The 24129-nt window shown below is 37.4% G+C and carries 20 protein-coding genes; 6 read left to right on the forward strand and 14 right to left on the reverse strand.

What is annotated here, in order from left to right:
- Positions 1 to 35: 35 nt before the first annotated feature.
- The 7 genes from EV201_RS03945 to EV201_RS03975 all read right to left on the reverse strand — a co-directional run bounded on the left by EV201_RS03945 (position 36) and on the right by EV201_RS03975 (position 6637).
- A complete protein-coding gene (locus tag EV201_RS03945) occupies positions 36 to 659 on the reverse strand; it encodes a rhodanese-like domain-containing protein (protein WP_130306093.1) in 624 nt (207 codons plus the stop codon).
- Between the two features lie 68 nt (positions 660 to 727).
- Positions 728 to 1318 carry a YeeE/YedE thiosulfate transporter family protein gene (locus EV201_RS03950; RefSeq protein ID WP_130306094.1) on the reverse strand — a complete coding sequence of 197 codons (591 nt, stop codon included), beginning with the start codon at positions 1316 to 1318 and terminating at the stop codon, positions 728 to 730.
- Positions 1319 to 1387: 69 nt separating this feature from the next.
- Entirely contained in the window at positions 1388 to 1909 is a 522-nt protein-coding gene (locus EV201_RS03955) for a YeeE/YedE thiosulfate transporter family protein (protein ID WP_130306095.1), read from the reverse strand.
- 67 nt (positions 1910 to 1976) lie between these two features.
- Positions 1977 to 2918 carry an NrfD/PsrC family molybdoenzyme membrane anchor subunit gene (nrfD, locus tag EV201_RS03960; protein ID WP_130306096.1) on the reverse strand — a complete coding sequence of 314 codons (942 nt, stop codon included), beginning with the start codon at positions 2916 to 2918 and terminating at the stop codon, positions 1977 to 1979.
- Positions 2919 to 2939: 21 nt separating this feature from the next.
- Entirely contained in the window at positions 2940 to 3473 is a 534-nt protein-coding gene (locus EV201_RS03965; protein ID WP_130306097.1) for a 4Fe-4S dicluster domain-containing protein, read from the reverse strand.
- Positions 3474 to 3476: 3 nt separating this feature from the next.
- Entirely contained in the window at positions 3477 to 5711 is a 2235-nt protein-coding gene (locus EV201_RS03970; RefSeq protein WP_130306098.1) for a molybdopterin-containing oxidoreductase family protein, read from the reverse strand.
- 341 nt (positions 5712 to 6052) lie between these two features.
- Positions 6053 to 6637, reverse strand: coding sequence for a molybdenum cofactor guanylyltransferase (locus EV201_RS03975; RefSeq protein ID WP_130306099.1), 585 nt, complete (start codon positions 6635 to 6637; stop codon positions 6053 to 6055).
- Positions 6638 to 6835: 198 nt separating this feature from the next.
- Here EV201_RS03975 and msrA point away from each other — a divergent pair, with 198 nt between their 5' ends.
- Positions 6836 to 7450, forward strand: a complete 615-nt coding sequence (gene msrA, locus EV201_RS03980; RefSeq protein ID WP_130306100.1) for a peptide-methionine (S)-S-oxide reductase MsrA — start codon at positions 6836 to 6838, stop codon at positions 7448 to 7450.
- 139 nt (positions 7451 to 7589) lie between these two features.
- Complete coding sequence (locus EV201_RS03985) at positions 7590 to 8168, forward strand: tetratricopeptide repeat protein (protein ID WP_130306101.1); 579 nt, start codon at positions 7590 to 7592, stop codon at positions 8166 to 8168.
- Between the two features lie 91 nt (positions 8169 to 8259).
- Here EV201_RS03985 and EV201_RS16480 read toward each other — a convergent pair whose 3' ends face one another.
- Complete coding sequence (locus tag EV201_RS16480; RefSeq protein WP_207224374.1) at positions 8260 to 11706, reverse strand: hypothetical protein; 3447 nt, start codon at positions 11704 to 11706, stop codon at positions 8260 to 8262.
- A gap of 520 nt (positions 11707 to 12226) precedes the next feature.
- Here EV201_RS16480 and EV201_RS03995 point away from each other — a divergent pair.
- Together EV201_RS03995 and EV201_RS04000 are read left to right on the forward strand one after the other, a co-directional pair.
- The gene (locus tag EV201_RS03995) at positions 12227 to 13456 is read left to right on the forward strand and encodes an MFS transporter (RefSeq protein ID WP_130306102.1); all 1230 of its coding nucleotides are present in this window, start codon (positions 12227 to 12229) and stop codon (positions 13454 to 13456) included.
- 101 nt (positions 13457 to 13557) lie between these two features.
- On the forward strand, positions 13558 to 14472 hold the full coding sequence (locus tag EV201_RS04000; protein WP_130306103.1) for a glutaminase: 915 nt from the start codon (positions 13558 to 13560) through the stop codon (positions 14470 to 14472).
- A gap of 78 nt (positions 14473 to 14550) precedes the next feature.
- On the opposite strand, the gene EV201_RS04005 is transcribed toward EV201_RS04000, so the two are convergent.
- Positions 14551 to 15840, reverse strand: a complete 1290-nt coding sequence (locus EV201_RS04005) for a cysteate synthase (RefSeq protein ID WP_207224375.1) — start codon at positions 15838 to 15840, stop codon at positions 14551 to 14553.
- A gap of 269 nt (positions 15841 to 16109) precedes the next feature.
- Between EV201_RS04005 and EV201_RS04010 the strand changes: the two genes are divergently transcribed.
- Positions 16110 to 17552: a TlpA family protein disulfide reductase gene (locus EV201_RS04010; protein ID WP_130306104.1), complete on the forward strand. Its 1443-nt coding sequence runs from the start codon at positions 16110 to 16112 to the stop codon at positions 17550 to 17552.
- An 83-nt stretch (positions 17553 to 17635) separates the two neighbouring features.
- On the forward strand, positions 17636 to 17983 hold the full coding sequence (locus EV201_RS04015) for a DUF6122 family protein (protein WP_130306105.1): 348 nt from the start codon (positions 17636 to 17638) through the stop codon (positions 17981 to 17983).
- A gap of 60 nt (positions 17984 to 18043) precedes the next feature.
- On the opposite strand, the gene EV201_RS04020 is transcribed toward EV201_RS04015, so the two are convergent.
- The 5 genes from EV201_RS04020 to EV201_RS04040 form a co-directional block, all read right to left on the reverse strand.
- Entirely contained in the window at positions 18044 to 18565 is a 522-nt protein-coding gene (locus tag EV201_RS04020) for an SRPBCC family protein (protein ID WP_130306106.1), read from the reverse strand.
- Between the two features lie 5 nt (positions 18566 to 18570).
- Positions 18571 to 19701 (reverse strand): TlpA disulfide reductase family protein, encoded by a 1131-nt coding sequence (locus tag EV201_RS04025; protein ID WP_130306107.1) that lies wholly within the window; start codon positions 19699 to 19701, stop codon positions 18571 to 18573.
- A gap of 144 nt (positions 19702 to 19845) precedes the next feature.
- Entirely contained in the window at positions 19846 to 21111 is a 1266-nt protein-coding gene (locus tag EV201_RS04030) for a thioredoxin family protein (protein WP_130306108.1), read from the reverse strand.
- A 227-nt stretch (positions 21112 to 21338) separates the two neighbouring features.
- Entirely contained in the window at positions 21339 to 22484 is a 1146-nt protein-coding gene (locus EV201_RS04035) for a thioredoxin family protein (RefSeq protein WP_130306109.1), read from the reverse strand.
- A 132-nt stretch (positions 22485 to 22616) separates the two neighbouring features.
- Positions 22617 to 24065: a RagB/SusD family nutrient uptake outer membrane protein gene (locus tag EV201_RS04040; protein ID WP_130306110.1), complete on the reverse strand. Its 1449-nt coding sequence runs from the start codon at positions 24063 to 24065 to the stop codon at positions 22617 to 22619.
- Positions 24066 to 24129 lie beyond the last annotated feature (64 nt).

A 24129-nucleotide genomic window follows, 5' to 3' on the forward strand; every position in this document is an offset into this window, starting at 1 on the left:
AGCACTTTTTTTTATACTTGATGGTGCCAAAAAGATTAACATCCTCCCGCAGCACGTTTTTTCTTCTTTCTTCTCTTAACAACAGGTTTAGATGAACTCAACACTTTATTGTCTGTAGTGCTAACACTACCACCTCCGCCAAGAGCCATACCTGCTCCTTTACGGAAATCGTATTTTGCTATTTCATCATCCGGACTGGTTGATGCCGGAGCTGTTGGGTTCATAATGGTTTCAACCCAATAGTTCAAACCACCCTGCATTACATAATTATTTTCAAAGCCCAATTGACGAGTAATCATCCAAGCCTCATTCGCTTTTAAACTTCCATTTGAATAAAAAACATTCATCTTCACATCCTGATCCAAAACATCAGCCCAGTCTTCAGATAAAATCTCAGAGATAGGAATATTGATGGCATTGGGTAAATGAAACTTCTCAAATTCATTCTGAGCTCTCACATCAATCAGCTGAAACGATGGGTCTTTCTGTATTACCCTATCAGCAATTTCATCGGTACTCATAAACTGTGCACCTTCCTGTGCTTCCACAAGCAACTCTTCAGCCGTCAGTTTATAAGCCTTTGTCGTATTTTCAGGTACAGCTGCAATGATTAATCCCAAGGGTAAAAATACTGCGGCTAATTTTAATCTTATATTCATGATTGTAGAATTACAAATTTTAAATTACGAATCAAGAATTTATTCCAAAATCGTAATTCCTAATTGATTTAATACTCTTCTCTTGGAAATTTTTTCTCAGCCCATTCGCCAACCCAAAACATACCAAATGCTGCAGCAATTAAACCAAAAGAAAATAACCCACGAGATAATCCTAAAAATTCATTAATGGTTGGAGTTCCCATAAACTCAGCCTTATAAAGCTCTTCAAACATAGGGTAACCTTCAGTAAAGAAGATAATTCCTAATAATAATCCTCCAATAAATGCTAATGCATCCAGTTTTCCTATCGAAACGGCACAAACTGCAGTCCCCGGACAAAAACCACCCATGATAAAACCAGCTCCCATAATAATTCCCCCAACAATGGCAGAATGTAAATAAGTTGGATTAATATAAACCAGACTCAAATCAATCCATCCAAACAGGCTAAAAAATAACATGCCTAACAAAGCTGTGATGGCAGCCGTGAAAAACACTTTTAATACGGTTGTATCGTAGCCATAAAACATCCCCGCCAATTTTCTGCTGGATGAAAAACCACTCGACTCTAACACAAATCCAAAACCAATACCTATTAAAAAGGCTAAGAACAAATTGGTTTCGGGAGAAATTAATTCATTTACTATTAATGGTCCCATAATATTTTTTTATTTTGATTTCAGAATCTAACTTTTCAATCTTATAAGTTAATTCTTAGAAACTAATTTTTAAATCCAGTTTTTACGGAAGAAATAAGCCAAAGCGAATGCCGTTCCGAAAATAAAAGCCATTGTGATAAATCCTCCCAAGGATAAGACAGCCATTCCGCTCAATGCAGAACCGGAAGTACACCCCCGACCTAACTGGGAACCAAATCCGAATAAAACACCACCAATAACGGCAAAAATCAACCTTCTTTTAGACGAAATTTTGGGAGAATGCTCCACTTTAAATTTTAACCGCTTGGCAAAAGTTCCCGATAAAAATCCACCAACCAAAACGCCTAGCACTTCAAACACCAACCACGATTTCATTGGGCTTTTATGACTTGCGTTGTAGTCTTTATAAAAAGTCGCATTCTCAGTATGACTAGGTGCAACTGTATTGGCCGTGCTCACAACCACTGATTTTAATGCTCCGCTGGCACCCAATCCTCTACCCGAGATAAAATTGGCTGACAACAAAACCAAACCCAATAGGATACCACCAATATATGGGTTCAGATATTTCGTTTTCTTTACTTCGTTCATATGATTTATATTTTACTATCCCGGTAGACGAGACAAGATTATAAACTCTTCTTTTCTTAGTCTTAAATTAGTATAACCAACGACTGGCTTGACCTGCATAGGCGATTACAAAACGCAGCATTAAACTTCCGAATAAGACCAAAACAACTGGAATGGCCACCGGAATTTTAAACTTCCGCAATTCTAAAATCTCAAGAATAGCTGGAACAATCATACCAAGGATTACTACAAAAATCCAGAATGGAGCCGTATAAACACCACCTAAGAACAAATTTGCTGCCTCAATTTGCACCTGTGAACTCGCCATAAATCCCATAAACATGTGAATGATTAAAAACAGTTCAATGCCAATAATCATCAAATCAAGTTGGGCAAAACGCTTTCTTTCTGCATGGTTTTTCGACAACCAAATGGTAATAGCGGATCCCGCAGACAAACCGGAAGCCAAGAATAGTGGGCCTAATATTGATGTATTCCAAAGAGGACGAGCATTGAAGGCCGAGAACAGGATTCCCGTATAAATACCCAGGATACCAGATGAAACCAACATGACCCAAGCCAAAACTTTTTTGTTCTTCTCGAAAAAAGCCAACACATCTTTTATAATATCAAATTTCCAATCCCACCTTGGGAAAAGTTCTTTGATATGTAAAGCACACCACAAGATTGACAAAGGGGTAACCAGCATAAGGGTCCAAGCTCCCCACGACATAGGTGATTCCAACTTAATCGTTGTGTAAAGTTGCCAAAAATATAACTTATGATGCAGGTCTAATAACAGAGCAAGCAGACCAACAATAAGAGCAACAGGTGTTACAAAAGGAGCAATCTTTACTGCAGTTCGGTAATCATCTTCTCTGTTTCTGATGGTATATAAAGCAGCAAAAAACAAGACTCCGGCTGCCAGTCCTCCTAAAAACAGATACAAGGGAATCTCCCAATGCCAAATCTGAAGCTGAGGATCGATAAGCAGATTGTTTCTACCACTAACAATTATTTCTTCACGCATGATATTAAATCGTTATTTAGGTTAGATTAAAAAGTATAATTGAGGATTGGTTCCTGCTTCAGGAATTAAAGTCTTCCATTTTCTCTTTTTAAGAATCATAGAAACCTCAGATCTGGGATCATCCAAATCACCAAAATACATACACTTAGTTGGGCAAACAGAAACACAAGCCGGTTTCATCCCTTTTTTAACACGATGTAAGCAAAATGTACACTTATCAACATAGCCTTCAGGATGAACAAAACGCGCATCGTAAGGACAGGATGTAATACAAGCGCTACAACCTATACATTTGTCTTTTTCAACCAGAACAATGCCGCCTTCGTTATAATGACTGGCACCTGTGGGGCAACAACGCACACATGGGGAATTCTTACAGTGATTGCATCGCTCTGAACGAATTTCCATTTCAAGCTGCGGATAAGTACCATCCATCACCTCTACGACCCAATCCCGACAGTAACCAATCGGCACATCATTCTCGGTTTGACAAGCCACTACACAGTCGCTGCAGCCCACACACTTTTTGGTATCGATAGCCATTGCATATCTCATAGTTTAGGCCTCCTTTTTATTATCAAATCTAAATGTTACAAAATTTCCTCTCATTCCGGTTCCACCCATAATTGGATCCGTCATCACATTGGTGATAAGCTGCGTATCACTGGCACCTTTACCAAAACAACGTTTCATTCGCTTGTCTGCATGTCCAAATCCATGAACCATGTAAACAGAGTCGAATCGGATACGTTCTGTAACTCTTACCTTAATTGAGAAATCGGAAATAATGCCATCTTGATTTTCCAGATAGACATATTGATCATTTTTCAATCCCCACTCCTTAGCAACTTTAGGATTAACCCAAACGGTATTCTCATCCATCAAGTCTGTCAGGTTAGGATTGTTGGCCGTACGGCTAAAGGTGTGCATAGGTGCACGTCCATAGATTAAACGGTAGTAACCTTCCTGTGGTTCAGGATGCTGAACAAATACAGGCATTGGCTCAAAACCTTCATCAGCAAGTGCCGTAGAATAAAGCTCAATTTTACCAGTATTGGTGTTGAATTCTACATCTTCATCCTTAGCAAAATACAGGTCATCAACTTCACGTTTGATACGCTTAACACCAATTCGTTGCATTTCTTCCAATGAAGTCCCTACCTGCTGTAATTCCCAATCTATTTCATCTTCCAGATTTTCAAATGGGAAATAGTCCAATAAATCTAGTTTCTTAGCCAATTCTCTTGCCATCCAATAAGCTGGCTTCGTATTATATTTAGGCTCAACCGCAGGCATTCTAAGCGCAATACTTGGCTCTCTACCTTGTGATACTCTTAAAGAATCATAGCGCTCCAAGTAAGTGCACTCCGGTAAAACCACATCTGCATAACCTGTAATCTCCATCGGCATGGTATCCACCACCGCAATAAGATCAAGTGCCTGAATCGCTTTAAGTGTATTGGCTTGATCAGGTAAAGTGTTAATTAAATTAGTCCCATTTACAATCCAGGCTTTAATTTGATGCCCCAATTCAGGTGTTGGCATAGAGGCATCGCAAAGACCTGAAGCCAGTGCCAAGTCAGCAAGATTATACTTCCCTCCTAAAGCCTCGCGCCAGGATTTATTTGGTTTTGGAAACTTGGGTAGTTTATAATGTGGAACAGATGCTTTTTCAGGATTGTAAAAGCCACCACGTCTTCCCCAAGAACCCAATAAGGCATTCAAAATAGCGACAGCTCTTATTCGCTGCGTATCATCTCCATACCAGGTAACATGACGTCCTGGATGAACAATTACAGCAGGAGCAGCATCAGCCATAGCCCGTGCCGTTTCTCTTATTTGTTGCGGCTTCAGGGTTGTTACACCATAAGCCCATTCAGGGGTATACTGTTGGACATGCTGTTTTAGTTGTTCAAATCCATAGCAATAACGCTGAACGTAGTCTTTATCGTAAAGTTCTTCATTGATGATTACATTCATCCAAGTCAAAAGCAACGCAATATCCGTTGATGGTTTAATCGGTAACCAAAATTTTGATTTACTTGCTGCGGTTGAAAAACGGGGATCTACAGTAATGATGGTAGCTCCTTTGTCAATCGCATCAGACATTTCCTGAACCTGACCATTGTGCATATTCTCACCAATATGAGAACCAATTAGAACCAAACACTTGGTGTCGCGAATATCTGTATTCTCGGGCGAGTTAACACCTTGTCCGTAAGTTGCAATAAAAGCAACCTCGCGGGGACCTCTGCATTGTGCATAGGATGGGGCTGCAATATTATTTGAGCCTAAGCCCTTTAATACTTTGCCAAAATACTTCCCTCCTGAACCGTGAGAAAAAAGAGCTAATGATTCCGGACCATATTCATCCTTAACTTTAGTCAGTTTTTTAGCGATGTAATCAAAAGCTTCATCCCATGTAGCTTCACGAAACGTTTGCTTTCCTCTTTCTTCTGTTCGAATCAAAGGCGTCTTTAATCTATCCTCATCGTTGTACATACCAACACCGCCGGTACCACGAGGACAAAAACGTCCATTACAGTTCGGATCATCATTGTTACCAATGATCTTCTTTATGCGACCATTCTCATCCTTATAAACCCAACCGGCACACTTCCAAAAACATACTTCACAGTAGGTAGGGGTGCGTGTAAAATCGAAGGGTCCCTTAAAATGGGATGGATTGGTTTTAACCAGATTGCTGGCGAAAGCATCTAAAAGGCTTCCTCCAAAGATTAATCCGGCAGCGCTTAAAGAACTAATTTTTAAAAATTGTCTTCTGCTATTCATATGATACTAATTTTCATATTTAGGTCGTATGGAAATATCCATAGAATTTAGGTCTTCTTATTTATCTATTTCAAATACAAGCATCCTGCAGGTGATAAAAATTTGGCTTAAATAAATTTTGAAATCTTTAGCTAATAAGGCTTCAAGCTCAAAACCTACACACATCAACACATCTAGAAACTTACATTTATGTATGTAAACATATATAAAAAGACCAATGGAAAAAATGTTTTAAAATCACAGATAATATTTTAGATCAGTTCTAAAGAACAAAAAACATCAATCACCTTGAAATTAGCAATGTACAGATCTATTTAGATCGTTAATAAATAGAATTATATTCATACTTTAGAGTCTGAAATATCACCCATACTGTTGTAGTTTGAGAAGATTTTTGAAGCGTAATAATCAAGATCTGAAGATGGCTTAAAATAGAGTGCCCCCATACTTGAAAGGAGATGCATCATTTTCAAACTCCTGGATTCAAGCGCTTTATGGAAGAAATCTGATGCTGATGAAGCGTAGGCCGCAGCTAAAGGTTGCTTACGGCCTGATTCGTCTATGGGAACAATAGCATTGCCCTTCAATTGATTCAATAAATCAGTGAACAATTCGGTAGGTATATGAGGGGTATCGCATGAAATAACAAGATAGACATCTGCCTCAATAGCCTTCATACAAGTACTGATTCCGCCAATCGGTCCACAATCAGGAATTTCATCGGCAATCATAGGTAAATCAAGATAGGAATAAGCGTCATTAGCAGTGCTGATTACCAAGTCATGACAAAGTGGTCTCAAACTATCAATGGCATACTCGATCAAAGCTTTGCCTTTGTACTTCACCAAGCCTTTTTCCTGCCCCATCCTCCTGCTTTTACCGCCGGATAATACGATTCCTACAATTTTGATATCCTTATTTTGCATGCTTAAAACTAAATAAAAATATCCTTTTATAATCCTATGAATAATGAAAATACTTAAGTAGAATTCATCAAATCAATCCTGATAATTAACCAGACATTAACATCTTTTTATTTTATTTTCATCCCTAAGTTCGTACCTTTAGAATGATTTCAAATAAGAGTTTTTATTTCAACTGAGAACTTCAAAAACTGAAAAAAAATGAAACTTAAACTAGTAATAATAGGCCTGTTAATCTCTATATTTAGTCAGGCCAACACACAATCAGGAATGGAAAAAAAGAATACTGAAATAGCTACACTAGGAGCGGGTTGCTTTTGGTGTGTCGAAACAATTTTTGAAGAATTACAGGGTGTTATTGAAGTTGAATCGGGCTATATGGGAGGAGAAACACGCAACCCGAGCTATAAAGATGTTTGTACAGGAGAGACAGGGCATGCTGAGGTTTGTCAGATAACATTTGATCCCAATGTTATTGGTTTTGAAGAACTTCTCGAAGTTTTTTGGCAAATTCACAATCCAACAACTCTAAACAGACAAGGGGCTGATGTTGGAACCCAATACCGTTCCGTTATTTTCTATCACAGTGATAGCCAAAAACAAATTGCTGAAGATCTTTTAAATACCCTTGATAAATCAGGAGCTTGGGACGATCCAATTGTCACAGAAATTTCTCCTGCTACAGAATTCTATAAGGCAGAAAATTATCACCAGGATTATTATAACCTGAATAAAACACAACCCTACTGTAGTTTTGTAATAAAACCCAAACGTGATAAGTTCAGAAAAGCATTTAAGAGTAAACTAAAAAATTAATACCTTGATGTGGTGATTTGATAATGTGAAGATGTGAGGATTAATAAACAAAAGAGCCTTATATCGATCTACACTAGCACAATACTTGCTGTTTGGTGCAATGAAAACACAATATGCAAATTGAAATAAAAAGAACATCATGAATAAACTCATCACTTTACTGGCTCTTAGTGTACTCAGCTTTGCCTCTGTTGAGGCTCAGAATGTAGAGCGCTATAAAAATTACCACGACAAGGGTAGAATGTTGATTTTGGAGGGCAAGTATCAAGAAGCGATTGCTCAATTAGATACGGCGATTATAATCATGCCCTATTATGCCAGAATCTTTCAAGACCGAGGTTATGCCTATATGCAACTTAAAAATTACAAGCTTGCTGTCCGGGATTTTGATCACGTCTTAAAAAAACAACCCTACTTGAATGAGGTCAAATTACAAAGAGGCATGGCTCTTTATCATTTAAACTATCTGGATGATGCAGAAAAAGATCTCATCAGTGTAAGAAAAGCAAGACCAGATAAAAATTATGAAGCTGAGTATTATCTGGATAATATCTATAAAGAAAAAGAATTATTACGCTATCAGGAACAGGAAAGAATCAATGAATTGAGGTATCAAGCAGAATGTCGCCGATTGGAAAGAGCCAGACACAGAGAAGATGTCATTTGGAATACGGTTGTTCCGTTGGCTTTTTGGACCTCGCTTTTTTTAAGCTGGTAAACCAAGAACTCAGTTATACTTTTCAGAAGATAAACAAAAAGCTCCACCCAGTTTGGGTGGAGCTTTTATCTGGAGTAAAACTACAAAGAGATTATTCCCCTTTAAGTTTACTTTTAGGCTTTTCACGATTCAGCATATCAATGGTTTTTTGATCAAGTTTTGACACTTTCCATTCGGGTTGCTCAATCTCTGTTTTTTCCTGAGCGGTCAACCATTCGAAGTTATACAGTCCTTTCAAAACTTTCTCTTCCTTCTCTTCTGCTGACATACCATCAAAGGCAGCACGACGCTCAGCCGCTTCTTTTTGCTTCTGTTCTTCAATCTCAGCCTGTTCGTTATAGAAAGCTTCAGCTCTAAGATTCTTAAGATAAGGCAAGGCTACTGTTGGGAATAATTCCAACAACAACATTTCCTTCTCAGTCTGAGCCAACTTCACACCACCAAACTCTTCCAATACAAAGTTTTCAGGTGCTTTATATTTACTTACGTCATACGACGTTGCTTCACGCTGACCACAGATTTTCTGACGGAATTCCGGATCGATATCGATTGGCGTTTCGCCATACTCCCCTTTCACCAAATTGAAGAACTGATTGTTCACATTGGTATAAGGTGCTTTGCCGCTATTCACATCCAAAACGTAGTTAACAGCCTGAACCCCGATAATTTGTGACGATGGTGTAACCAAAGGAGGACAACCTGCTGCCACACGAACCTCAGGCACTTTCTTAAGTACGGTTGGCAATAAGTCTTCAAGACCCAATCCTTTCAACTGAGCCAACATATTGGTGTACATTCCACCTGGAATCTCAGCATCTTTAACCGCTTCATTGGGTGCAGGGAAATTGAACCAGGCATCAATGGCATTACAAACCTCAAGTAGCTCGGCCTCCTTATCAGCCTTAGCCAATACAATTGCCTTCTCGAAAAGCGCATCGATATCAGCAGGTAAATAATCTGCAGTGATATCGAACTCTCGAGGGAACATTTTGTAAGAATCAAATTCAGCAATTCGCTCACGAATACCTTTCAATTCTGCATTAATCTTCACAACAGCATCCAAATCAACACCAGTATCCAAGCCAAGCTTATCAGCAAAAATCTGAATGATCTCGAAAGCAGGAGCTGCAGGTCCGCCAGCAAAGTTTAAAATATTAGTATCAACAATATCAACACCATTTACAATAGCCATCAATACAGCTCCCAGACCATAACCCGGTGTACAATGCGTATGGAAATCGATAGGCACCTTTACCTCGTTCTTCAGACGCTTCACAATTTTTCCTGAAAGTGATGGAGGAATCAATCCCGCCATATCCTTTACAGAAATCATATCAGCACCCAAAGCTTCCATCTGCTTCGCTTTATTTATGAAGTAATCAACATCAAAAATCTTCTTAGGCAACTTTTTACCCGAAAACATGGCTTTAATGCGCTGCTTACGTGTGAATTTCGGATCAACCGTATAACACACAGCACAGTCAGCAATACCGCCTGCTTCCTTAATATATTTAATGGTGGTTTCCATATTATTAACGTCATTCAGACAATCGAAAATACGCATAATACCCAAACCACTTTTTACTGCATTTTTATTGAAACCTTCAATTACCGATTCCGGATATGGGCTATATCCAAACAGGTTACGACCACGAGAAAGAGCAGTCAGATAAGAAACGTCTCCAATCTCTTTCTTAATTGATTCCAGACGATACCATGGATCCTCATTGAGGTAACGCATTACGGAATCTGGAATGGCACCACCCCAAACTTCCATGGCATAGAAATTAGCTGCTTTATAATAAGGCAATACTTTCTCAATCTCATGCTGAGGTACACGGGTTGCAAATAAAGACTGCTGACCATCACGCAAGGTCAAGTCACGAATTTTAAGCTTGCGGGTACGTTTGATTTTTGATCTTTCAGCAGCAATTGCCTTTCTGTTAGCCTCACGCTTCGCCTCAAATTCAGCCTTACGCTTACCTTCCAAATAGCCTTTTGCTACCAGTGGGAATAATTCCAATAACATGAACTCTTTATCGTCCGTAGCCAATTTCACATCGCCATATTGGGATAAAATGGGGTTCTCAGGAGACTGATATTTGCTCACGTCATAATCTTCTTTCTCAGCCTTACCTGTAATTTTTTCACGGAATTCAGGAGCAATCTCGATAGGTGTTGTACCGTATTCGCCCTTTACAAGACTGAAAAATTGGTTGGAAACATTGGTGTAAAACTGACGACCGGAATTCTCATCGATCACACAATTTACAGCCTGTACCCCAATGATTTGAGAAGAAGGAGTTACCAATGGCGGACAACCTGCATCCAGGCGCACCACTGGTACAACTTCCAACACTCTCTCGAGCAGGGTTTCCAAACCTAAAGCTTTCAACTGGTTCAGCATGTTGGTATACATACCGCCAGGAATCTCGGCTTTCTTAACCATTTCGTTAGGAGCCGGGAAATTAAAATATTTTTCGATAGCATGACAAGCTGCTAAAAGCTCATCTTCTTTATCTTCATTAGCATACTTAATTGCATCATCGAATAATTGATCGATATCAGCAGGTAGCTTATCTTTAGTTATATCAAATTCGATAGGGAATTGCTTGTAGCTATCAACTTCAGCCAAAGCACCCAAACGAATTTCTTTTAGTATTTTATTAATCTCAACAACCGTTTTAGCATCTCCATCCAATTCAATGCCCAATTTCTGACAGAAAAGATAGATCAACTCGTAGGCAGGAGCCGCAGAACCACCAGCAAAGTTCATGATGTTTGTATCGATAATATCAACACCATTAATTATCGCTGTAAGAGCTGAAGCCAACCCATAACCCGGGGTTGAATGAGAATGAAAGTCAACAGGAACAGTTAACTCCTCTTTGAATCGGCGAATAATCTGACCGGCACGCGAAGGTGAAGCCAAACCTGCCATATCCTTTAAAGAAATCATATCGGCACCCATAGCCTCTAATTTCTTTGCCAGATTTACGAAATACTCAAGATCAAAAATCTGATCAGGTAGATTCTTTACAGTCAATCGGTCACGATCTTCTTTTTTCTCAGGGAATTTTGAATCCACCGTATAACAAACCGCACAATCGGCAATACCACCAGCAGCTTTCACATACTTAATGGTTGATTTCATGTTCTCGATATCGTTAAGACAATCGAAAATACGCATGATCCCCAGACCTGATTTAACTGATTGTGTATTGAACTTTTCAATCACCGACTCAGGATAAGGACTGTAACCAAACAAATTTCGTCCACGCGACAAAGCAGTCAGTTTAGAAACATCACCAATCTCTTTTTTAATCGATTCAAGACGGTACCAAGGATCCTCGTTCAAATAACGCATCACCGAGTCAGGAACAGCACCACCCCATACTTCCAAAGCATAAAAACCCGCTTTTTTATACAAATGAAGAACCTTCTCAATTTCTGCCTGAGGCATTCTTGTCGCAAAAAGCGATTGTTGTCCATCTCTTAAGGTAAGATCTCTAACTAGTAATTTCCTATTTTTAATCATATCCCTAAACTTGATTAGAAATGCAACAAATGCTGCATTTAATTAATTATGTGCGTACGTGAATTCAAAACAACATTTCCTGTTTGTCTTTCGATTCCAAATTTATAAATACTTTCATATTAAAGAAACAATTCTTCATTTAACCATCTATGTTCTACAATACCTGCACTTAATGATTTACATGACTTTTATCATTAATGATTTTTTTCAATATTAAATGCATTTTATTGCAAACGATATAGACCCATTGATGGATTTTACAGTAATTTCACACAACAATCTCATGACCAAAAACATAACCCCACAAACAAGAAACACAAATACATAATTAACCTTAATTTTGTACTGTTAATAATTAAGTTTGTAATTATATTTCATTTAAAATGATCTGAAGTCCGAATCTGTTCTACAACATGATACAAACATGATTTTTTATTCAAATTCTTTTATTAAAACCGAGCTACAAGTCTAAAAATCATTTCTTATTTTGCATTGAAGCTCCAATTTATCCTCTTTTAATATGAATATTAAGCTTAAAAATTCCCAATACCGAAAGTTCTGTGCCTATGGCTTCCTTAAAAACCTCCGTTTTTTTGATGCCTTTCTCATCCTTTTTCTTTTAGATAAAGGAATGAGCTACACCCAAATCGGGACACTTTATGCTGTCAGAGAAATTATTACAAATCTGTTCGAGATTCCTTCCGGACTGATTGCTGATAATTACGGACGGAAAAAATCTCTGGCTGGAGCTCTTCTTATATTCACACTCTCCTTCCTCATATTCTGGCTATCAAACAATTTCTGGTTTTATCTGCTAGGCTTTGTTATATTTGGTATGGCCGATGCCTTCCGTTCGGGTTCACACAAAGGCATGATGATGGATTATCTGAAACTAAATAATTGGATGGACTTCAAATCTGAATATTACGGACATACCCGATCGTGGTCACAACGTGGCTCTGCCCTATCTTCACTTATTGCAGGACTTTTAGTTTTAATCGATGGTAATTACCAGAACATATTTATCTATTCTGTGATTCCCTACGGCATCAACTTCATTCTAATCCTAAGCTACCCTTCTGATATTGACAAGGCCATTAATCACAAACAAAAAGAAGATAAGTCTTTAATAAAAAGCTTTTACAGTTTATACAAGGTGATGAAGCAAAAATCAGTATTCAAACTAGTAAGTACTTCTGCATTCCATACCGCTTATCTGAAGGCTTTAAAAGATTACATACAAGCTATCATGCTGGCAATTGCTCTTCTGATTCCTAATTTTATTGATCTTGACCAGGATAGACAAAACGGACTAATCATAGGAGTCCTCTATTTTATTATTTATTTACTGACAGCCTACGCATCTCAGTATTCTGCCTTCATCCAGCAAAAAGCACCTTCCAATTTCGTCAGAAAAACGCTCTTTTTAGGCCTCAGTTTTGGTGTTGTTTGTGGTATTTTCTATGTCTCAGAAATGTGGATTGGCGCTTTTATAGCCTTTACCCTTATCTATATTATAGAGAATGTTCGCAAACCCATTTTAACTTCATTTGTTGCTGACCATGTTCCCAATGAACTCCTAACTTCCGTTTACTCTTCACAATCACAAATCCGAACCTTATTTTCAGCTGGTATCGCCTTTATTTTTGGAATCAGCGCCGATATTTGGGGTATTGGTTTATCCCTGATTATTGTCTCCGGAACACTAATTGTACTTGCCGGTTTAATCAGTTACAGAAAGAAATCTTAAAAAATATGTCAAGCCGAAAAGGATGTAAAACTTGTTTGATGAATCATCTTCACACATTAACAAATTCATTACTTTTGAGCCATACAACATATTTATAAAAAATGGAATTTAAACAGATACTTCACGACATCTACTCCGAGCTTGCAGAGAAAAATGACAATGGACAAGTTGCAAGTTATATACCAGAATTGGCTAATGTTGATCCCAATAAGTTTGGCATTCATTACAGTTCACTTGAAGGGAATAGTTATGGTCTGGGCGATCATCAGGAAAAGTTTTCATGCCAGAGTATCATTAAGGTTTTATCACTTTGTCTGGCAATTAAAAACGAAGGTGTGGGAATATGGAAACGCGTGGGTGTTGAGCCATCAGGTACTCCATTTAACTCCTTAGTTCAGTTGGAATACGAACACGGCATTCCTAGAAACCCATTTATTAATGCAGGTGCCATCGTTATTTGTGATATTTTGATGAGTCAACTCGAAAATCCAAAGGCCGATTTTCTGGCTTTTGTACAAAAACTGGCTTTTAACTCAAATATCAATTACAATCCCAAAATTTCAGCATCTGAAAAAGCGCATGGTTACAGGAATGCAGCGCTCATCAACATGATGAAATCTTTTGACAATATCGAGAATTCAATTGAAGACGTTTTAGACTTCTACTACGACATCTGTTCCATTGAAATGACTTGCGAAGAATTGGCACAAACCTTTCTGCTTTTCGCAAATAATGGTTGCATTCCAAACTCAAATGAAAGAATAATCACAACCAGTCAATCCAAACGTATTAATGCCATTATGCAATGTTGTGGTTTTTACGACGAAGCGGGTGAATTTTCATTCAAGGTGGGTTTACCTGGTAAATCTGGAGTCGGAGGTGGTATAGTGGCTATTCATCCGGGTAAATATTCAGTAGCCGTTTGGAGTCCCCGATTAAATAAGAAAGGGAATTCGTACAAGGGCATTTTAGCTTTAGAAATGCTGACCACAAAATCAGAACTTTCAATATTCTAAAATCTTATTATTCCACGAAAAAGCCGCGAATCAAACAATTGATTCGCGGCTTTATCCTTTATCCTTTATCCTTCAAGACTAGAATAACTTTTCCAGCACTTCTTTTACAGTTTCCATATCAGGATCGATATCAAAAACATGTGAAGGCTTAAGATAAGTCACTTCTTTTTCTCTTTTAATTCTCTCTTCACCACCTCCGGTAATATTTAGCATGATGCAGGCATCTTTATCAAGCTTGCCTTCCTGAATTTGTTTAACCAAGGTAGCAACTGCAACAGCAGCTGCGGGATGAATATCGTTTCCTTCGGTTTCAAGAAATAGTTGAGCAGCTTCAAGTGCTTCCTCATTGCTGGCAACCAAAACATCACCACCTGCGTCTTTCATCGCATCGAACAAACCTCCTGCAATTGGATAGGGCGGTTTACGATTCGACAAGACTTTAGCATCAATCTCTTCAACTTGCTTACGAGCCAACTCATCCTCCAATGGCAACATAGCACGGGAATCAGCTTTCCAGGCATCATAAATTGGAAGGAATGGCGCATTTTGAGAAACCATCAATTTCATTTTATTCTGACCATAACGACCATCCTCGATAAAACGAAGATTCGCTTCCCAGGCAGCAATAGCACCTGTTCCACTCCCAACAGCCTGAAAGTAATAATCAGGAATCTGACCAATCTCGCTAACTGCTGACAGAACCGTAGTTCCCATACCATCGCGACGAGCCACATTTTTGGCTCCACCTTCGGCCACAAAGCCATCCAAAGCACAAGCCAGATTTGACAAATGTATCGCATCGAAGTAATCACTACCCGATTTGGTTGCAATTAAACGCACATTATCTTTAATCGGCTCATCGAACCAAAGTGCTGACAAGTTATCTTCCGGAACCGAAAGAAGTAATGGAATATTATTATCAGAACAAACACGGGCAAAAGCTCTGGCTGTATTACCGGCTGAGGCAACTACTAAAACCTGATCGGTTGAATTTAATCGACCACTAACAGCATATGCTTCAGTTTCTTTAAATGAACACGTACGAAAATTGGCTCCTTTCTCAGGCCAATAACCGCTGAAAGTGATATACAAATTAGTTAAGCCTAAATACTTTGCTAAACCTTCACTCTTATAAGTTGCAGGCGCAGAAGAACCTTTTAGAGTTTTACGAATTGGTAGCCAATCAGAAAATTTATAAATCCCTAGAGAATTATCTTTCACTTCCAATTGTTTATTTTCATAAATCGCTCGAATTAAAGTAGGATAACTTTCGCCCGGTGCATCCAAAGTCCAACCTTCATCTTCAAATTGTTTACCTGTTTTTACGGATTCCAGTTTATATTGAGTCGCTTGAAATTCTTTTGTCATGCTTAGTAATGTTTAATTTTTTTTGAGACCCTAAAAATAGCAATTGATTATTAGATATCAATTAAGTCTCTTCAGAATCTATTAACTGAAAGTTAAAAGCTGGAAACTCCCAGCATAATTCACCCTTTCAGAACCGCAAGATCAATGCAAATTACGGTATTTATGATTCAATTAACAATTATTGACGTTTCAATTCATGAGATCGGCTATTTTAATTCCAATATTTTGTAATTTTCAGCTTTGAAATTTTTCACCTATCAGTTATACACATGAAATTACTTTACAGATCTTTCATGCTGCTTTCTGCAGTTATTCTTGGAAGTTTTAGCAGTCATGCTCAAAACTTAAAAATTGATATCAAGCTTGAGAATGTTAGTGATAGCTCTGCTTACCTTGCCCACTATCTGGATGGGCGAATTTTTGCCGATGATACCACCCAACTTGTCAACGGAGTTGGTTTATTTCAAAAAGACAGTTTACTGGATCAAGGCATCTACGTGGTCTATTTACCTTCACAAAAATATTTCGATCTCTTAATTGGCAATGACCAGGAATTCTCAATCAAATCGAACTCGGCTGATTTTGTCAACATGCTTACGATTAAGGGTTCTAAAGAAAGTGAGGCTTTTGCTGATTTCCAAAAATTTATGAAAGCTAAAACTGAAAACAGCAGAAAACTCCAGGCCGAATATAAAGACAAACTTAAAGACGAAAAAGCTAAGGCTGAATACCGTGAACTTTTTAAAAAAGCCGACAAGGAAGTTAAAGCCTATATCAAAACCTTGAACGAAAAATTCCCTAAACCCAGCTTTGTATCCGAATTTGCCAACTTCACGCTTTCTCCTGAAGCTCCGGATTTCAACGATTCTATTGCTGCTGATTTTCCTGATCGTGATAAAGAAATTAAACTCAGAAATTACCTTTGGACAAAAAATCATTATTTATCGAATCTGAATCCTGCCGACGATAGATACCTTCGCACCCCTTTGCTAAAAGATAAGCTGAAGTTTTTCTTCGAAAACATACTCATTCAACAACGCGATTCCATCGTTAAAGAATCAGTCAAGCTGATTGAGCAAGCTCGTCCCAACAAAAAATGCTTTCAATATTACACCCAATATGCGCTTAACTATGCCATTAAATCAAAAATTATGGGTGTCGATGCTGCTTTTGTCGATTTGGCCAGACGTTATTATTTGAGTGGACAAGCCACCTGGGCTGATTCAACACTGATGGCCAATATAAAAGAACGAGTGATTAAACTTCAATACAATTTACTTGATATGAAGGCTCAGGACTTGGCTCTTGAAACCATTGATGGCGAATTTGTAAGGCTTCACGAAGTTGATGCCAACTACACCATTCTGTATTTCTTTGAAACCGATTGTGGTCACTGTAAAAAAGTAACCCCTCGCCTAATACCTGAAATACTTGAGCCTTATAAAGACTTAGGCCTCAAAATAATGGCCATTTACACGCAGCAAGATAAAGAAGCATGGCAAAAATACATTGAAGATAACGAACTCTACGATTTTGTAAATTGCTATGATCCCAATTATCAAAGCAATTTTAGAATCTTTTTCGATGTGTATTCAACCCCAACCATCTACCTTCTAGATAAAAATAAAAAGATCATTGCTAAACGATTGGATTTAGAAAACTTAAAGGGTTTTCTTGATCATGAACGAAAAATGAAAGCAGAGAAATCGTAAGCCGTTTAAAATTAAAACACTTAAGCTATCCTTCTGGGGTAGCTTTTTTTAAGTCATTCTCAACAAAAAACAGCCCCCTCGAGATGAATACAAGCGAACTCCTGCATATTCTGCAAGTCATTGTTCATTACGGCTTACATCTTTTATTTCCCGGAGCTGTAGCCTGGTTTTTCTTCAAAAATCAATGGAAAAAGGCTTGGTTGATTATGCTTGCGACCATGCTGGTTGATTTGGATCACTTATTGGCCACACCCATATTCGAAGCAGGACGATGCAGTATTGGTTTTCATCCCCTACACTCCTATTACGCTATAGCGGCTTATTTTATCATGGTTTTCTTTCCAAAATTCCGAATAGTAGCCATCGGCTTACTACTGCACATGTTTACCGATTTTCAGGATTGTTTGTGGCTTACGATTCTTAACAAATAAAAAAAGCTCGATAGATTCTATATCTATCGAGCTTTTAAATTGGTAGTTAGTCGGTTCTTCTTAGTTTTCCATGTATTTTTTCAAACCTTTTAAGGTTTTAGAAAATTCAGATCCCAACTGTGCAATTAATTTACCTTCCGATACACCTTCTTTTGCTTTTAAGTAACCTTTAAAAATCACCTTACACTTATTAGGTCCGTAGGCTGTTACATAATAATGAACAGCAACATATTCAGCAGGCATATACTCATCAAATGGCGTAAAACAGATGTGCTTATTATCTGGATCGAAAACCAATACAGTTTCCAATCTTGGCGTTCCATCTGCCATTACCATTTCACGAACCGCATCTAGTCCATTACCATCAGCCAAAGATGATTTAACCAAAGACGGAACATATTCTTCTACTTTTTCAAGAGAAGCAATCAGTTTCCAAACATCGTTAGCCGAAGCTTTAATGGTTACTTCTCTCTTAACCTTTGGAGGTAACATTTTAGCAGGTTTCATTTGTGCAGAAACACATCCAAACAGACCACAAACCATCAAAAAGAGTAGGGCTATTTTTAATTTTGAATTCTTCATACCTCTTATTTAATTGTTTCTTCTAATTTCTTAGTTAAAGATTCACCACGTAATTGCTTACCCACAATCTTACCTTCTTTATCCAACAGAATAATGTAAGGGATTCCAGAGAACTGATACTCTTTCATAATATCTTTTCCAGAACCCGGAGCTTGAATTTGTGGCCAAGGCATATTTTCCTGACGCATTGCTTTTTTCCAGGCATTCTTACTTTTATCAATAGATACACTTAAAAACTCAACACCTTTATCTTTATACACCTCATACAATTCTTTCAAATGAGGAATTTCGTTTCGACATGGTCCACACCACGACGCCCAAAAATCAACAACCAAATACTTACCTCTAAAACCCTTAAGGCTAACCATTTGACCATCCTTAGTTGGAAATTCAAAAATTGGAGCTTCTTTACCAATAGCCAATCTCTCTTTTTGTGCTTTAGCTTCTGCTCTAGCTTTCTTATAATCTAACAATGGCTGGTAATTCGGATTCTTTGCCTCCAAAGTTTTAATAATTTTCTCAACCAAAGGTTTATCACTTTCTTTTCTTAAAGAACTCAATAAAGAGATAATTGAATTGCGATCAGAATAATGCTCAGCTATATAACGGGTTCTGGCATCCAGATCATCATAACAAGCGTTATAACCTTTACCGGCAACTTCTTTCCACTTTTCACAATCTGATAATGATGCTTCATACATAAGTTTTCCTGCCGCAATCATACTTTGGTAATTACGGTAGTAATTAAAGGCTATTAAATTCATCACCTCATTGTTTTTCCCACCATTAATATACACGTAAGGTGGATTCTTAATCTTCATTTTAGCAGTATCCTGACCTCTGAAATCAACCTTCAAATCCTCATCTTCAGCCCAAAACTGAACTGACTGCCACTTCTGACAATCCAATGTGTAAACACCTGGCTTATCTACCTTCATCTCAAACTTATAAGTCCCATCAGGATTCACAGTTACAGAATCAATTATGGTTTTATCAAAACCATTTCGCTTAATAATATTCATTTTAAAACGATTATCAGGAAACTTAACATTTCCCTGAATCGTAATAGTATCTTTTACTGGTGCCTGGCACGAGCAAAGAATTAAAGCTATAAAAGCAACAAGTAAATTTTTCATTTTTTATTTTTTTATTCCATCCAAAGATGGGATGATCGCTAGTTTACGTTAAGATTCTGCCAAACCTAAATTTTTAGCAATCGATTAAAATTTATTCCAGAGTGAATAGGGCTTGTCGAATTAATAATAATCAACAAGCTTTATTTATTTCTTCTTTCCTTTTGCAGATTTCATTCCACCCATTTTAAATGCCGGGATTGAAATTATTTTTGTACCTGCTTTCTCTGCCTCTAGATCCGCTTTTTTAGAAGCTGATTGTGTTGCCTTAGCTTCTTCAGCATGACCAACTAACTCCAACAAAATAGCTTTTGTTGCTAAATAACCAGATTTATGCTCAGGGCGAGTCTCGTTTACTGAAGCGTAGTCTGCCCAACGTAGTGCTCTCTCTAGCATCATTTTATCTTTTGACACTTTAGCAATGGTCGAAGCTGCAGAATCAAAATATCTATACTTATTTTCGTTCTTATTCAATAAAGAAAAATCAAGAGCAGCATCAACAGTGTATACATATTTGTCCCAATCATTCAAACGAGAGTATTCATTCTTTAAAGCAATAGCGATCAACTCAGAAGCCCTATCATAATTTGAATTTTGCAGATCAATAATTAAAGTATCGAAACCAGCTTTGTCATACTCACGCCCTTCACCTGGATAGAAATAAGAGTATTCTTCAATTTTCTTATTGTAGGTTTTATAGATTTTTGAATCGATTTCATCAGCGCCAACAACTTCTGCTAATTGGTTTCTATTTTTCACAACAAAACGAAATTCATTGGTTGCCGGATTTCTCATAAAATACTTCACAATATTCCAGTTCTCTTTCTTCAACAAATCTTCTTTGTTTAAGCTAGATATATAAGCATCGGCTTTTTCAGCTTCCTCTTTACCCAAATTTGCCATACGCAATGATCTTAAATAAGAAAACATGAATTCTCCGTCGCGTTTCCCCGCTTCGTACTCTTTTTGCAAAGCAGCAAAATTTTTGTCATCCGATTGCGCTTCTTTTATATAAGCGATAAACTCGTCAGCACTATAAGCTCCGACAACACGATGAATAACTTCACCTTTAGCATTAATTACCAGAAAAGTAGGATAAGCATTAATTTTCCAACCTGGCTTTAGAGCAGGCCCCTCTCCTTTTTCCATATCGAGCTTATAGTTCACAAAATTGGCATTGAAATAATCAGCAACATGATCCTGTGTAAACACATCCTTGGCCATCATCTTACATGGTCCACACCAAGAAGTATAGCAGTCAACAAAAATCAATTTATTGCTCTTCTTAGCCTTTTTTAAAACCTTGTCCCATTTTGCATGTTCAAACTCAACAGAACGATTCTGTGCCATTGAAGCTGTAGAAATAAAAAGCCCCAAAAGAGCCAATACAATCACTGTTAGTAAATTTTTCATGTTATTATTTTAAATAAGTATTCTATTGCCGAGACGAAACAGCCTGCCAGCTGCCAAAGCCATAAAGTAGATCGTCCGATAATAATTAATAGATTATAATCCTTTTAGTTACGACGAGATATGCGTCACTCATCCAAAGCAAATTTCCCGTCATCAGTTTAAAGACCCTAAATTTTGATTTATACCTTAATTAAGACATGGTAATTTTCACGTTTATTTTTAATATTTTATTTTTCCCCTAATAGATCAGCTTTCAATTTTAGAAATGCATTTTTAAAACCAGTATTCAAATTTTTAGTTGCCAAGCCCATATCACACCACTTAGCTGCCTCTTCACGAAGAGTTTTATCTTCTGTTGCTTTATTTATAGGCAGAGCATAATTATATAGCGACATCAGGCTCTTATCAATTAAACCCGATTCCAAGTATTTAGAGACTGTGCTTACAAAAACCATCCAATCTTTAAGAGTTCTAGCTGTTGCGATCTCTGAATAAGCCAAAATATTGGCTTTATCCTTAATCTTAAATTTTTCAAGATCAGATTCGAATTGTAACTTTCTTGCAAGATTCAGGTGAAAATCTCCCGATTCACATTTATCACAAAGCTGATTCCCTTGACGTAAAAATGTGAAGTAAATCTTCTCGGCAACTTCTTTTTCACCATACAAACCTTCAAACTGCTCTCTATTTGTCAATAAATACTGAAAAGCTTTATTATCTGTATTATTGATATACTTTTTTACCAGATCCCAGTTTTCCCGGCTTAGTAACTTATCAGAAGTCAAGTCATCAAAATATTTTACGATAACCATCTTCAACTTTGCATTTTCACCTGCAGATTCAAGCACCTTCAAGTAATTAACCAGAAACTTGTAATCAAAAACGCCTTCTTTTTCATAAATTTCGTTGTAATCAGAAAGATTCATCTCACCATTTAAAGCTTTATTAGCAAATTTCAGGAAGTCAGATTTAGGCATGGAACCAACAGCCTTATGGTCAATTTTTTCGTTAGCATCGATAAAAATCAAAGTTGGATAGGCAGTAACCCGCAGTTTTGATTTCAGACTTAAACCTGGTTCTTTCTCCATATCTAACTTCACATTCACAAAGTTTTGATTAAATAAGTCTCCCACTTCAATATCTGTAAAGACGTTTTTAGCCATCATTTTACAGGGACCACACCAGCTTGTATAAGCATCAATAAAAATGAGTTTGTTTTCATTTTTAGCCTTCTTAAGAATCTCCTGCCAAGAGCTATGCACAAATTTAATCCCGGTATAATCTTTACTATCTGATTGCAGTTGAGCGTATGATTCCTGACAAAAAAACAGACAGAAAGACAAGCAAACAAGTATTGTTTTAATTTTATTCATCAGTAAAAATTTAGGAATAGAATTCACCTGACACCCGGAAAAACTTGTATCATCAAGTTTCTCCTGATATCAGGAATGATTGTATTCAATTAAGTTGAAAAGAAACAGTCAAATAAATGACTGAGTTGAGATTTACAAGTAGCCCGGATTCTGAACCAAACTCCCTTTTGTAATATCGATTTCTCGCTTGGGAATTGGTAATACATAACGACCAGCAGGCACATCCTCGTATACACCATCACCATTTTTAAACTGAAGTTTTCTCCCGGTACGGATAATATCGTAACGATGTAATCCTTCAAAAGCCAGTTCTTTCTCGCGCTCAAGCAGAATACGATCAATTAAATCCTCAGTTGTAGCAAAATCAGAAAGATTGTAATCAACAAAAGCAGCATCAGCACGACTAGCAATTCGATTCAATAAGTCAACAGATTCCTGCACCTTGCCTTCTGTTCTGGCCAAAGCTTCAGCACGTATCAAATACATTTCTGACAGGCGAATCATAGGGATATTATCACGTCCATCTTTGTGATTAAACTTACTGGTTGTAAATTTACCCGGGTTGTATGTTGATAAAGGATTCCCTTCCCAGATCAAATCTGTTATTCTTTGATCGGTACCAGAAAATTTTCCTAAATAATCATCGGATACATAACCAACCGATTTTGAATAATAGGGATAATAATGTGTACCAAACTGATGATCTCCCCCATTGAAAGTTAAAGGGATTGCATAAATAAACTCTTCATCTAAATCTACATCAACCCCACTGCTAATTGGAAATACAGAACGAAGATAAGGTGCTAATCTATAAGTAGAGTTATTAACAAAAAATGCAGATTCTTCCGCTGCTTTTTGAAAATTCCCCATATATAAATACACTCTTGAAAGTAATGCATGTACACTTCCCTTCGTTGCGCGAGCTCTGGTTTCTAAATCATCATCGTATTCAACCCTCAAATCGGGTAAAGCATCTGTCAAATCTTTAACTATTTGGATGTAAACTTCATCATTTGTAGAACGCTTCAATGCATTATTTGAAACAAATTCTGTTCCCGCATAGGGAGTAAGCTGTAAGGGTAAACATAAGCCATCCTTTTTTCCTTCCAAAGCTCCATCCCCGTACAAACGCAGCATAACTAAATAATTGTAAGCTCTTAAAAATTTAGCTTCAGCCACGTGCTGCTTCTCAAGATCCTCATTATAGGTTCCCAACTCAGGAACTGACTTTATGATAACATTAGCCACATTTATTGCCGAATAGGTCTTAGACCATATTTCTTCAGCCGTATAATCATCTGTTAATAACTTACCTGACACCAAGGCCATACTGTATGTGCTCGTCACCTCAATAAGTCTTGTTGTCACATCTCCTATGGTATAAGCAGTTTGCTTATTCGCCTCATAGGTTTTATTGTAAACATCCATTAAGGCTGATTCGGCGGAAGCTGCAGTCTGAAAAACTTCAGATTCAACAGTAGTATCCTCTGGAGCAAGATCAAGTTGTTTATCACAAGCTGTTAAGCTACCAACAATAGCTAACAGAACAAGACCATATATATTAATAACTCTATTTTTCATTTTTTTGAAATTAGTATCTTGACACTATACTTTGCATCAGGAATAATTACAATAAACTCTCTTA

Source organism: Ancylomarina subtilis (assembly GCF_004217115.1).
Lineage (GTDB): Bacteria > Bacteroidota > Bacteroidia > Bacteroidales > Marinifilaceae > Ancylomarina > Ancylomarina subtilis.

Coding starts and splice junctions, on each gene's coding strand:
- EV201_RS03945 (WP_130306093.1), bottom strand. CDS start 659: ATGAATATAAGATTAAAATTAGCCGCAGTATTTTTACCCTTGGGATTA.
- EV201_RS03950 (WP_130306094.1), bottom strand. CDS start 1,318: ATGGGACCATTAATAGTAAATGAATTAATTTCTCCCGAAACCAATTTG.
- EV201_RS03955 (WP_130306095.1), bottom strand. CDS start 1,909: ATGAACGAAGTAAAGAAAACGAAATATCTGAACCCATATATTGGTGGT.
- nrfD (WP_130306096.1), bottom strand. CDS start 2,918: ATGCGTGAAGAAATAATTGTTAGTGGTAGAAACAATCTGCTTATCGAT.
- EV201_RS03965 (WP_130306097.1), bottom strand. CDS start 3,473: ATGAGATATGCAATGGCTATCGATACCAAAAAGTGTGTGGGCTGCAGC.
- EV201_RS03970 (WP_130306098.1), bottom strand. CDS start 5,711: ATGAATAGCAGAAGACAATTTTTAAAAATTAGTTCTTTAAGCGCTGCC.
- EV201_RS03975 (WP_130306099.1), bottom strand. CDS start 6,637: ATGCAAAATAAGGATATCAAAATTGTAGGAATCGTATTATCCGGCGGT.
- msrA (WP_130306100.1), top strand. CDS start 6,836: ATGAAACTTAAACTAGTAATAATAGGCCTGTTAATCTCTATATTTAGT.
- EV201_RS03985 (WP_130306101.1), top strand. CDS start 7,590: ATGAATAAACTCATCACTTTACTGGCTCTTAGTGTACTCAGCTTTGCC.
- EV201_RS16480 (WP_207224374.1), bottom strand. CDS start 11,706: ATGATTAAAAATAGGAAATTACTAGTTAGAGATCTTACCTTAAGAGAT.
- EV201_RS03995 (WP_130306102.1), top strand. CDS start 12,227: ATGAATATTAAGCTTAAAAATTCCCAATACCGAAAGTTCTGTGCCTAT.
- EV201_RS04000 (WP_130306103.1), top strand. CDS start 13,558: ATGGAATTTAAACAGATACTTCACGACATCTACTCCGAGCTTGCAGAG.
- EV201_RS04005 (WP_207224375.1), bottom strand. CDS start 15,840: ATGACAAAAGAATTTCAAGCGACTCAATATAAACTGGAATCCGTAAAA.
- EV201_RS04010 (WP_130306104.1), top strand. CDS start 16,110: ATGAAATTACTTTACAGATCTTTCATGCTGCTTTCTGCAGTTATTCTT.
- EV201_RS04015 (WP_130306105.1), top strand. CDS start 17,636: ATGAATACAAGCGAACTCCTGCATATTCTGCAAGTCATTGTTCATTAC.
- EV201_RS04020 (WP_130306106.1), bottom strand. CDS start 18,565: ATGAAGAATTCAAAATTAAAAATAGCCCTACTCTTTTTGATGGTTTGT.
- EV201_RS04025 (WP_130306107.1), bottom strand. CDS start 19,701: ATGAAAAATTTACTTGTTGCTTTTATAGCTTTAATTCTTTGCTCGTGC.
- EV201_RS04030 (WP_130306108.1), bottom strand. CDS start 21,111: ATGAAAAATTTACTAACAGTGATTGTATTGGCTCTTTTGGGGCTTTTT.
- EV201_RS04035 (WP_130306109.1), bottom strand. CDS start 22,484: ATGAATAAAATTAAAACAATACTTGTTTGCTTGTCTTTCTGTCTGTTT.
- EV201_RS04040 (WP_130306110.1), bottom strand. CDS start 24,065: ATGAAAAATAGAGTTATTAATATATATGGTCTTGTTCTGTTAGCTATT.